Consider the following 10,252-nt stretch of genomic DNA (forward strand, 5'->3'; position numbering starts at 1 on the left):
TCCAAGCCTGTCGAACCGAAGGAAGAAAAGGCGCGGGAGCGTTACGCCCGCTTTTCGCCAATCTGCGCGACCCCCAGAACATCAAGCACTTTGGCCTCGATGTCTTTCGCCGACAGACAAGCTTCTTCATACATGCGTGCGGGGTTTGCATGGTCGATGAACGTGTCTGGCAGCACCATCGAACGGAATTTGAGCCCGGTGTCGAATATGGCTTCATTTGCAAGAAGCTGCGCCACATGGCTGCCAAACCCGCCAACGGCGCCTTCTTCGATGGTGATCAGTGCTTCGTGATCCGCGGCCAGATCCAGGATCAGATCCCGGTCCAGTGGTTTGGCAAAACGGGCGTCCGCAATGGTCGGCGTGATGCCTTTGGCAGCAAGCGCTTCGGCGGCCTTCTCCACCTCGGCAAGGCGTGTGCCGAAGGACAGGATCGCCACACGCGCGCCTTGCTGGATCATCCGGCCCTTGCCGATCTCAAGCACTTCACCCTTTTCCGGCAGCTCAACCCCGACCCCTTCGCCTCGCGGGTAGCGGAACGCAGAAGGACGGTCGTTGATGCTGTGCGCGGTGGCAACCATATGCATCAGTTCCGCCTCATCGGCGGCGGCCATCACCACCATTTCGGGCAGGTTGGCCATGAAGGCAATGTCAAAGCTTCCGGCATGGGTCGCCCCATCGGCCCCCACCAGCCCGGCGCGGTCGATGGCGAAACGTACAGGAAGGCGTTGCACGGCCACATCATGCACCACCTGATCGTACCCACGTTGCAGAAAGGTCGAATACATCGCGCAGAAGGGTTTCATGCCGCCCGCAGCCAAGGCTGCGGCAAAGGTCACACCATGCTGTTCGGCGATGCCCACATCAAAGCAACGGGACGGATAGCGTTCCGCAATCAGGTTCAGGCCCGTCCCATCCGGCATCGCGGCGGTCACGGCACAGACCTTGTCGTCCTCTCCGGCCAGTTCCACCAGCGCTTTGCCAAACACGGAAGTATAGCTCGGCGCATTGGACGGCGCCTTGTGTTGCTTGCCGGTAGGAACGTCAAACTTAGCGGTGGCGTGCCCCCGGTCACGGGCAGCCTCGGCAGGGGCATAACCCTTACCCTTCTTGGTGATGACGTGGATCAGCATCGGCCCGGTGGCACGGTCGTGTACCGTTCGCAGCACCGATAGCAGACTTTCCATATCATGCCCGTCGATGGGACCGACATAGGAAAAACCCAGCTCTTCAAACAATGTGCCGCCGACGGTCATGGTCTTGACCATTTCCTTGGCGCGGCGCGCACCTTCCTGGAACGGTTCGGGCAGCAGGCTGACAGCACCCTTCGCGGCGGCTTTCAACTCCTGAAACGGCTCACCTGCATAGAGGCGCGACAGATAGCTCGACAAAGCACCGACAGGCGGTGCGATCGACATTTCATTGTCGTTGAGGATGACAAACAGGCGGCGGTTCAGGTGGCCCGCGTTGTTCATCGCTTCAAACGCCATGCCGGCTGACATCGACCCATCACCGATTACCGCAATCGCATCGCCAATCCCGTGTTCCGGCGCGCCCCCCAGATCACGGGCCACGGCAAAGCCAAGCGCCGCTGAAATCGAGGTGGAGCTATGCCCTGCGCCAAACGGATCAAACGGGCTTTCGGATCGTTTGGTGAAGCCAGACAGCCCGCCTTTGGCGCGCAAGGTGCGGATCCGGTCGCGTCGTCCAGTCAGGATCTTATGCGGGTAACACTGATGGCCCACATCCCAGACAAGACGGTCGCGCGGCGTGTCAAACACCGCATGTAACGCAACGGACAGCTCCACCACGCCCAGACCTGCCCCCAGATGCCCGCCGGTTTCAGACACCGCAGACACGGTTTCGGCCCGCACCTCATCTGCCAGCTGGCACAGCTCATCATCCGACAGGGTTTTCATGTCGGCGGGCCGCGAAATGAGGTCGAGCAGTGGCGTATGCGGGCGCTGGGACATTTGTATTCCTTGGCTACCTTGGGTTTACCTATCGCGCTGGATAACGAAGCGGGCGGCCTCTCGCAAGGTGTCTGCCCGCTCACCATAGGGCGACAGCGCGTCACAGGCATTGGTGATGAGGTCCTCTGCGCGGGTCTTTGCCGCTTCCAATCCGAGAAGAGAGACGAATGTGGCCTTGCCCGCATCGGCGTCCTTGCCAACGGCTTTGCCCACTGCAGCGGCATCACCTTCCACGTCCAGAACGTCGTCCCAGATCTGGAACGCCAGCCCTAGCGCGGTTGCGTAATCGGTCATGGGTTGCGTGTCCGCCCCGGCCAACACCGCACCCGCCTCGGCCGACCAGCAAATCAGCGCACCGGTTTTGCCCGCTTGCAGGTGGGTGATCTCATCAAGCGTCAACGGGACTTTGGCAGTTTCCGCCGCAATATCCAGCGCCTGCCCATGCACCATGCCCAACTGGCCTGCCGCCACGGTCAACGAGCGGATCAGCGGGATCCGCGCGTCTGCGATAGCGCCGTGAGTGAGGAGCTCAAACGCCAGTGTCTGAAGCGCATCTCCGACCAGTACCGCAGTCGCCTCATCCCATTTCTTATGCACGGTGGGCAGTCCGCGGCGCAGATCGTCATCATCCATGCAGGGCATATCATCATGGACAAGTGAATAGGCATGTACCGCCTCGATTGTCGCTGCAACCCAGACCGAACGGCCATCCGGCACCCCATGCAGGTGGGCGCTTTCCATTACCAGAAAACCGCGCAGCCCCTTGCCGCCGCCGGTCGCATATTTCATCGGCTCTGCCAGCGCGCCCTTGCGGCTGATCTCACCATGCAGGCAAGCGCGTGCCGCCTGCGAGGTGGCATCCAGACGTGACTTGAACATTTATGCGCTTTCGACCGGGGTGGTGCCGGTGGGCGCGCCATTTTGATCCAGCGTGATCGCGGCCACTTTTTCTTCGGCTTCCTTGAGCTTCTTTTCGCAACGCGCCTTCAACTCGGCCCCGCGCTCATAAAGCTTGATCGAAGCGTCCAGTGCCACGTCGCCGCGTTCCAACTGGCCGACGACGGCCTCCAGTTCGCGCATCGCTTCTTCGAAACTCATTTCAGCCACAGGTGTGTCGCTCATCCGCCCCGCTCCATCATCACTTCAATATAGGCGCTGACACTCTCGCCCAGCGCGTCGAGATCATAGCCACCTTCCAGAGAAGAGACCACCCGCCCCGAGCAGGTTTCATCCGCCAGATCGCAGATCCGACGGGCCAGCCAGGCGAAATCATCGGTGGACCAGTTCAGCCCCGCCAACGGGTCGGCGCGATGGGCGTCAAACCCGGCGGAGACAAGGATCAGTTCCGGCTCATATCGGGTCAGGGCCGTGTCGATCACCCGGTCCCAGGTCTCACGCATTTTCACACTGCCGGATCCGCCTTCGAGCGGTTTGTTCAGGATCTGCCCATGGGCGCCCTGCTCATTACGCCCGCCGGTGCCGGGGTAAAGCGGGCTTTGGTGGCTGGACACAAACAACACCCGGTCCTCGTTCCACAACACATCCTGAGTGCCATTGCCGTGATGCACGTCGAAATCCAACACTGCGATGCGCGAAAGCCCATGTGTTTCCGCCGCATATCGCGCCGCAATGCCCACGGTTGAGAATAAGCAGAACCCCATTGGCGTTTCGGTTTCGGCGTGATGTCCCGGAGGGCGGCAGGCGACAAAAGCGTTCTGCGCTTCCCCGGCCATCACCGCGTCGATGGCGGCCAGGTTGCCACCAATCGCACGCATCGCGGCCTCAAGAGACCCCGGTGTCATGTATGTATCCCCATCCAACTGCCACCAACCGTCCTGCGGTTCGGCCGCAGCGATTCGGTCGTAATGGCTGCGCGGATGGCACAATTCAATCTTGTCCGGCGTGGCCATCGGGGCGTCACGCCGATCAAGCGCGGCAAATTGCGGTGCTGCAAGAGCGGAGTCAATCGACACCAGTCGCGCTACCTGTTCCGGATGACCGGGCGGCGTAACGTGGTTATGGCAGGCGGGATGGGTGTAAAGCTGCGTTGTCATATCGCGAGGCTAGGGCAGGTTGCCCCTTATCTCAAGGTCTCACTCCGCAACCTATGAGGTGATGGCATCCAAGAGAGATTTACGCCAGACAAGGTCAGACAGAAGCCTTCCGGACCTGACAGGGTTGCCAATCCACCTCTTCTTTTTTCTTGCCAGAAATACCTCGGGGGTCTGGGGGCAGCGCTCCCAGCCACCAGCCTCAATCCGGCGCGAGCATATATCCCGCCCCGCGCACGGTTTGCAGGTAACGCGGTTGCTTCGGGTCGGCCTCCAGCTTGCGGCGCAGGCGCGTGATCTGCACATCCACCGCTCGTTCCTGCGATTGGCCTTCATCTCGTCCCAGCTGCTCGACCAAGGATCCACGCGACACCGGTTCACCAGGTTGGGCGGAAAAGATCTTCATCAACTGGCTTTCTGTTGCGGTCAGGCGGATCAACTCCTCACCCGACCACAGTTCGCCACGCTCGATATCATACCGCAACGCGCCCAAGCCCAGAGTGGTCGGGGCCACCTCGACCGCCGCAGGCACGCGGCGCAAGATCGCATTGATGCGCAACAAGAGCTCTTTGGGTTCAAAGGGTTTGGCGAGATAGTCGTCGGCACCGGCTTCCAGGCCACGAATCCGGTCCTCTGTCTCGCCTTTGGCTGTGAGCAACAGGATTGGCGTCGTCATCGTCTCGCGCAATGAACGGGTCAGTTCCACCCCATCTTCACCGGGCATCATCACGTCGCAGATGATCATGTCGAAATCCAGCCCCGACAAGATTTTGCGGGCATGTTGCGCATCCCGTGCGGCTGTAACCCAGAACCCCTGGCGGATCAGAAACTTGCGCAACAAAGAGCGAATCCGCTCATCATCGTCAATGATCAACAAGTGGGCGTCGGCCAGATCAACCATCTTGCGCCTCCTTCAATCGATTGAAATGACGTCTTAGTTCTGGGTCCATCATGGCCTCCAAGACGGCGCGAAAACCTTGCACCGCTTCGGGTCCGGCCTCGCGGTAGGCCGCCCGCATCCTTGTGCGTTGGGCATCTGAAAGCTCGCGCTCCAACGCTTCCCCGACATCGGTCAGAAATAAATGACGTTCCCGCTTGTCACGGGTTCCCACGCGACTTTCAACCAACCCATCTTCTATGAGTGTTCTTAACACACGGTTGAGCGATTGCTTGGTCACACCAAGGATCGAAAGAAGATTGTTCACCGTGGTGCCAGGGCTGCGTGAGATAAAGTGAATGGCCCGGTGATGCGCACGGCCATAGGATTTCTCTTCGAGAATTCGGTCTGGATCAGCGGTAAACCCGCGATAGGCAAAAAACATCGCCTCAATCCCTTTTCGCAGCTGCTCATCAGTGAGAAACAGCAATGACTGCCCGCCGGGCAGTGCAGAAGGTCGCGTCTCGGTCATAGCGAAATCCTTTTCATTTCAAAGCACCACCGGTCAAGCCCATCACGAAAAATGTTACAGTTTCTGATTTTATGTCAGTGTTGTTGACTTTCCAAGAATCAATTGTTAGCGATGTTCAGTTTTTGCGCAACATTATGTCCGGTACGGACCTATTTGGCGCAACAATCGAAAATCTAACTCAAGAAAGTCGGGCAATTCTGACTTTGGGCGCGCTGTTTTCCGCGTTGCCCGTAACACAAAGGAACGGACCATGAGCGGATATGACGACCGCGACGGCAAAATCTGGATGGATGGCCAGCTGATCGACTGGCGCGACGCGAATGTCCACATCCTGACCCATGCACTTCACTATGCCTCGTCGGTGTTTGAGGGCGAGCGTCTCTATGAGGGCAAGATCTTCCTCTCACGCAAGCACTCGGAACGGCTGTTGAAGTCCGGTGAGATGATGGACATGCCCATCCCCTACACCGTAGACGAGATCGAAGCAGCCAAACAGGCGGTCGTCGAAGCCAACAACCTCACCAATGCCTATATTCGCGTGGTGGCGTGGCGTGGCGCTGGTGAAGACATGGGTGTCTCATCAGCACGTAACCCGGTTCGCATGGCGGTCGCTGCTTGGGCTTGGGGTGACTATTATGGTGACGCCAAGATGAAGGGTGCCAAGCTCGACATCGCTAAGTGGAAACGCCCGTCGCCCGAGACCATCCCGACCTCAGCAAAAGCCGCAGGTCTTTACATGATCTGCACCATGTCGAAACACGCGGCTGAGGCCAAAGGCTGCTCGGACGCTCTGTTCATGGACTATCGCGGTTATGTGGCCGAAGCGACCGGCGCCAACGTCTTCTTCGTAAAAGATAGCGACGTACACACGCCGCTTCCCGATGCGATCCTCAATGGCCTGACCCGTCAGACCGTGATCGGAATGCTGAAGGACAAGGGCGTCACTGTGCATGAACGTCACATCATGCCGGAAGAGCTGGCCGATTTTGAACAATGCTGGCTGACCGGATCCGCCGCCGAAGTGACCCCGGTGGGGCAGATCGGCGAGCACACCTTTGAGGTTGGCGCGCTGACCCGTGAGATTGCTGAAGACTACGAGAAGCTCGTGCGCAGCTGACCTCGATATTCAGAACAGATAAAAGTCCGGTGCCGTTGCGCCGGGCTTTTTTGTTGGTTGCTTGCGTTTTAACCAATCCTGAACCCGTCGCGGCTATCCTGCGCAGACCACAAGTGTGAATTTGGAAAGGGTCGCAGGATGCGAAAGGTCGCGACAGCTCGGGTGCTCGGGGCGCTTATTCTGGCACTGTCTCTGCCCACGTTCCTGTCATTGTTGTGGCACCGCCTGTCCGGTGATCCAACGATGCGCCCCTTGGGCATCACAAAAGAAGCCTTGCAGGATGAAAGCGGTGAAGGACTGATCATTCAGGCCCATGTGAATTGGGGTACAATTGAACAAAGCGCCGCGTCACAGCAGGAACTCGCGCGTGCGCTCATACGGGGGTTTTCTGCAAAAGGTGTGGTGGTAGAGGTGCAGTCCTTTTCTTCTCAAGCACCCAATCCCACAGTCACCTATCAGGTTGGCCCTTCGACAATCGGACCTTTTCCGGCGTTCAGCGCCGCACAGGGGATCAATGCAGCGGTTGAGGCCTATCGGATGAATGTTCCGTTCATCGCTCAAGAATAGTAAATGCGAGATTATCCCATGTATCAAATGTTCCAATACGTCTTTGCCATTGTCGCAGTGGTTGTCATCCCTACCGTATCAATGCTGAGCTACTATGCCTGGACCGGGGATCCGTCCCTTCGCCCGCTCGCGGCATCGGTGGACAGGTTGCGCGGTTACTTCGTGGGCAGTGATGATATCTTGATCGAAGTCTATTGGGGAGAACACGTGCGTTCGGTCGTGAGCCAGAGCGACGTGAAGCACAAATTGCGATCCGCCTTCCTGTCAAAGGGGATCAATGCCCATGTTGTCATCCGCCCCCACTCAGGGTCATCCGGCATCCAGGTGTCCTACAGGGTGGGTATGTCTGAATTCGGGCCAATGCACCTCACCGAAACACCTCGCGCGGTGCAAAGCGTGGTAGAAGCGTATCGGATGGCGCAGAAATCGTGACTTCAGTTGGATGAAGCCGCGTTTAATCTTTGCAAAGCCCAGCGTGCCGCATCTGCAACTGCCTCATCCTCTGAGGCAATATGATTTCGGGCAAACCGTGCCAGCTCATTTTGCCCGGAATTGCCGATTGCATAGAGCACATTGCGCATGAAGCGCCCCCAACCGATCCGCTTGATTGGGCTGCCTGAAAATTTTGTGCGAAATTCGGTATCGTCCAACTGTGCCAACTCGGCCAGATCCGGCGCAATCAAATCAACCCGTGCTGCGTATCGAAGCTCTTGTGCTTCGGCGGCAAATTTGTTCCACGGGCAGGCGGCAAGGCAATCATCGCATCCATAGATATGGTTGCCCAGCTTGCCACGAAGCGCGTCGTCCACCGGTCCTTTGTGCTCGATGGTGAGATAGGAAATGCAGCGCCGCGCATCGACCTGAAAAGGTGCGGGGAACGCATCGGTGGGGCAGACATCGAGGCACGCCCGGCAAGACCCGCAGTTCTCGCGTCCCGGTTCATCAACCGGCAGTTCCAATGTGGTGAAGATCGCGCCCAGAAAAAACCAGTTGCCCAGCTCGCGCGACAGTAGGTTGGAATGTTTGCCCTGCCAGCCCAGCCCAGCCGCCGCTGCCAATGGTTTCTCCATGACCGGGGCCGTGTCCACGAACACTTTGATCTCGCAGCCATATTCTTCGACCATCCAGCGCCCGACACGCTTCAGACGTTTTTTTACGATGTCATGGTAGTCGCGATTTTGTGCGTAGACAGAGATTGCACCTTTGTCCGGTTGCCCCAGAACCTCCAGCGGATTGTGCGCTGGCGTATAGGGTTCCGCCAACATGATCACCGACCGCGCTTCGGGCCACAGGGCCGCTGCGCTGCCGCGCCAATGCATCCGTTCTTCCATCCAGCCCATGTCGCCATGTCGCCCTTCGGCCACAAACTGCGCAAGACGCTCTGCTGTCTCGGGCGTGGCATCCGGGCGGCAGACACCAAAGGCCGCGAACCCCTCAGCCAGAGCTTTGGCCTCGATTGCGCCTTTCCTCTTGCTGGAAATATCCTCGGGGGGGGTGGGGGGCAGACAGCCCCCCATGTCCGACGGTTCACTCAAAAGTCGAGATCCGCATAATGCGCAGGAGGCGGAAATCCGGAAACCTGATCGGCAAGGATGGAGCGGAAAGCGGGGCGGGATTTAATCTTGGAATACCACTCACGCACGTTCTCGTTTCGGTTCCAATCGACGTCCGAAATGTAGTCCAGCGCCGAGAGATGCGCCGCCGCTGCGAAATCCGCCAACGTCATCGTATCCCCCGCCAGCCAACGGCGCTGATCCAAAAGCCAGCCCATATAATCGAGGTGGTATTTGATTGCCTTGGCCCCGGCTTTGACACGCGAACTTTCCGGGTATCCGGCCCCCATGACTTTCTTGTTCACCCGCTCATAGAGCAGGTTCGAGGTGACTTCATTGTGAAACTTATCATCAAACCAGCTGACCAGGCGGCGCACCTCATGCCGGGCATCTGCATCTTTCGGCATCAGGGAAGGCGTCGGATGTGACTCTTCGATATATTCGCAGATTGCCGCGCTTTCGGTCAGGAACTTTCCACCCATCTTCAGGACCGGCACCTTGCCCGCTGGATTGCGGCGCAGGAAGTCGGTGCTTTTCTCCCAATACCGTTCCTCGACCAGCTCCACTTCCAGTTTCTTTTCGGCCAGCGACAGGCGCACCTTGCGGCAGAACGGGGAGAGGGGCACGTGAAATAGTCGGATCATGTCAGGTCGCGTATTCTCTAGAAGGGTCTGTTTCCGTATTGCCCGCTTTGGGCCAAGGGATCAATCCTCGAAACACGAAGCGCGCCCATCTCGGCGGATCGTAGCGGCCCCGTCCAAGATCTGTACGGCCCGTTTGCGCAGCGCGGTTGACGGTTTGGAGGCCGAGCGTTCCTTGGGGTTGGGCAGCACAGCCGCCAGACGCGCGGCCTGCACAGCGGTGAGCTTGTCCGGCCCGACATCGAAATAGTGTCGACTGGCAGCTTCCACCCCAAACACCCCTTTATCGAACTCGGCCACATTCAAATAGACTTCGATGATCCGTCGTTTTGTCCAGACCAGTTCGACCGCAGGGGTCAGAGCTGCTTCCAGTGCCTTGCGCAGCCATGACCGCCCTTGCCAGAGATAGGTGTTCTTGACCACTTGCTGACTGATTGTCGAAGCTCCGCGTGCACCGCCATCATCTATTGCCGCCCGGATGGCGGACATGTCAAAACCCCAATGCAGGCAATAGTTTGCATCTTCGGCAGCGACCACGGATCGTGCCATGACTGGCGCGATTTCATCCATGTCCACCCACTGATGATCGACCCAGCCAATACGCATTTTTTCGGAGATCATATAGGGCGTGGTCGGAGGATTCATCAGCGCATATGCCACAACAAAAATGGCAATCAAGGCAATCGCTCCAAATAGAACACGGCGCATCCACCGCCTCAACCAAAGGATTGGGTGAATGCCAGACCTTTTTTTGGCCTTGCCTGTTTTACCCTTCGCGGGTTTTTTGCTCTGCTTTTTCTTTGCCACGGTGAATTTTCCCACAGGGGGGGCAGGGGGTCAACCGATCGAATTATGAGGGGCGCTGCCCCTCGCGAGGCAAGCTCACTCACCCCGGGATATTTGGAGCAAGAGGAAGGGATGAAATGACAACGCCCGCAGCGGAG

The 10,252-nt window shown here is 58.5% G+C and carries 12 protein-coding genes; 3 read left to right on the forward strand and 9 right to left on the reverse strand.

The annotated features are described in order from the left end of the window. Positions 1-41: 41 nt before the first annotated feature. The 6 genes from dxs to O2N63_RS13300 form a co-directional block, all read right to left on the reverse strand. Positions 42-1,970 carry a 1-deoxy-D-xylulose-5-phosphate synthase gene (gene dxs, locus O2N63_RS13275; RefSeq protein ID WP_271054764.1) on the reverse strand — a complete coding sequence of 643 codons (1,929 nt, stop codon included), beginning with the start codon at positions 1,968-1,970 and terminating at the stop codon, positions 42-44. A gap of 24 nt (positions 1,971-1,994) precedes the next feature. Next, positions 1,995-2,849 (reverse strand): polyprenyl synthetase family protein, encoded by an 855-nt coding sequence (locus O2N63_RS13280; RefSeq protein WP_271054765.1) that lies wholly within the window; start codon positions 2,847-2,849, stop codon positions 1,995-1,997. Then, complete coding sequence (locus O2N63_RS13285) at positions 2,850-3,092, reverse strand: exodeoxyribonuclease VII small subunit (protein ID WP_271054766.1); 243 nt, start codon at positions 3,090-3,092, stop codon at positions 2,850-2,852. Next, positions 3,089-4,024 carry a histone deacetylase family protein gene (locus O2N63_RS13290; RefSeq protein ID WP_271054767.1) on the reverse strand — a complete coding sequence of 312 codons (936 nt, stop codon included), beginning with the start codon at positions 4,022-4,024 and terminating at the stop codon, positions 3,089-3,091. Before O2N63_RS13290 ends, O2N63_RS13285 begins: the two co-directional genes overlap by 4 nt. A 199-nt stretch (positions 4,025-4,223) precedes the next feature. Continuing rightward, positions 4,224-4,922: a response regulator gene (locus tag O2N63_RS13295; protein ID WP_271054768.1), complete on the reverse strand. Its 699-nt coding sequence runs from the start codon at positions 4,920-4,922 to the stop codon at positions 4,224-4,226. After that, positions 4,915-5,430 carry a MarR family winged helix-turn-helix transcriptional regulator gene (locus tag O2N63_RS13300; protein WP_271054769.1) on the reverse strand — a complete coding sequence of 172 codons (516 nt, stop codon included), beginning with the start codon at positions 5,428-5,430 and terminating at the stop codon, positions 4,915-4,917. Before O2N63_RS13300 ends, O2N63_RS13295 begins: the two co-directional genes overlap by 8 nt. A 250-nt stretch (positions 5,431-5,680) precedes the next feature. Here O2N63_RS13300 and O2N63_RS13305 point away from each other — a divergent pair, with 250 nt between their 5' ends. The 3 genes from O2N63_RS13305 (at position 5,681) to O2N63_RS13315 (ending at position 7,546) form a co-directional block, all read left to right on the forward strand. After that, positions 5,681-6,547 carry a branched-chain amino acid aminotransferase gene (locus tag O2N63_RS13305; protein WP_271054770.1) on the forward strand — a complete coding sequence of 289 codons (867 nt, stop codon included), beginning with the start codon at positions 5,681-5,683 and terminating at the stop codon, positions 6,545-6,547. A gap of 138 nt (positions 6,548-6,685) precedes the next feature. Then, a complete protein-coding gene (locus tag O2N63_RS13310; protein WP_271054771.1) occupies positions 6,686-7,114 on the forward strand; it encodes a hypothetical protein in 429 nt (142 codons plus the stop codon). Positions 7,115-7,117: 3 nt separating this feature from the next. Next, positions 7,118-7,546 (forward strand): hypothetical protein, encoded by a 429-nt coding sequence (locus O2N63_RS13315; protein ID WP_271054772.1) that lies wholly within the window; start codon positions 7,118-7,120, stop codon positions 7,544-7,546. Between the two features lie 2 nt (positions 7,547-7,548). Here O2N63_RS13315 and queG read toward each other — a convergent pair whose 3' ends face one another. From queG to mtgA, 3 genes are read right to left on the reverse strand one after another with little or no spacing between them, the layout of a single operon-like run. Continuing rightward, on the reverse strand, positions 7,549-8,631 hold the full coding sequence (gene queG / locus O2N63_RS13320) for a tRNA epoxyqueuosine(34) reductase QueG (protein WP_271054835.1): 1,083 nt from the start codon (positions 8,629-8,631) through the stop codon (positions 7,549-7,551). Positions 8,632-8,645: 14 nt separating this feature from the next. Continuing rightward, entirely contained in the window at positions 8,646-9,311 is a 666-nt protein-coding gene (fzlA, locus tag O2N63_RS13325) for an FtsZ-binding protein FzlA (RefSeq protein ID WP_271054773.1), read from the reverse strand. 60 nt (positions 9,312-9,371) lie between these two features. Next, complete coding sequence (gene mtgA / locus O2N63_RS13330; protein ID WP_271054836.1) at positions 9,372-10,046, reverse strand: monofunctional biosynthetic peptidoglycan transglycosylase; 675 nt, start codon at positions 10,044-10,046, stop codon at positions 9,372-9,374. Positions 10,047-10,252 lie beyond the last annotated feature (206 nt).

The sequence above is a fragment of the Aliiroseovarius salicola genome (assembly GCF_027891095.1).
In the GTDB taxonomy this organism is placed as follows: domain Bacteria; phylum Pseudomonadota; class Alphaproteobacteria; order Rhodobacterales; family Rhodobacteraceae; genus Aliiroseovarius; species Aliiroseovarius salicola.

Excerpts from the sequence above, each read along its gene's own strand:
- dxs (WP_271054764.1), bottom strand. The coding sequence starts at position 1,970 with ATGTCCCAGCGCCCGCATACGCCACTGCTCGACCTCATTTCGCGGCCC.
- O2N63_RS13280 (WP_271054765.1), bottom strand. The coding sequence starts at position 2,849 with ATGTTCAAGTCACGTCTGGATGCCACCTCGCAGGCGGCACGCGCTTGC.
- O2N63_RS13285 (WP_271054766.1), bottom strand. The coding sequence starts at position 3,092 with ATGAGCGACACACCTGTGGCTGAAATGAGTTTCGAAGAAGCGATGCGC.
- O2N63_RS13290 (WP_271054767.1), bottom strand. The coding sequence starts at position 4,024 with ATGACAACGCAGCTTTACACCCATCCCGCCTGCCATAACCACGTTACG.
- O2N63_RS13295 (WP_271054768.1), bottom strand. The coding sequence starts at position 4,922 with ATGGTTGATCTGGCCGACGCCCACTTGTTGATCATTGACGATGATGAG.
- O2N63_RS13300 (WP_271054769.1), bottom strand. The coding sequence starts at position 5,430 with ATGACCGAGACGCGACCTTCTGCACTGCCCGGCGGGCAGTCATTGCTG.
- O2N63_RS13305 (WP_271054770.1), top strand. The coding sequence starts at position 5,681 with ATGAGCGGATATGACGACCGCGACGGCAAAATCTGGATGGATGGCCAG.
- O2N63_RS13310 (WP_271054771.1), top strand. The coding sequence starts at position 6,686 with ATGCGAAAGGTCGCGACAGCTCGGGTGCTCGGGGCGCTTATTCTGGCA.
- O2N63_RS13315 (WP_271054772.1), top strand. The coding sequence starts at position 7,118 with ATGCGAGATTATCCCATGTATCAAATGTTCCAATACGTCTTTGCCATT.
- queG (WP_271054835.1), bottom strand. The coding sequence starts at position 8,631 with ATGGGGGGCTGTCTGCCCCCCACCCCCCCCGAGGATATTTCCAGCAAG.
- fzlA (WP_271054773.1), bottom strand. The coding sequence starts at position 9,311 with ATGATCCGACTATTTCACGTGCCCCTCTCCCCGTTCTGCCGCAAGGTG.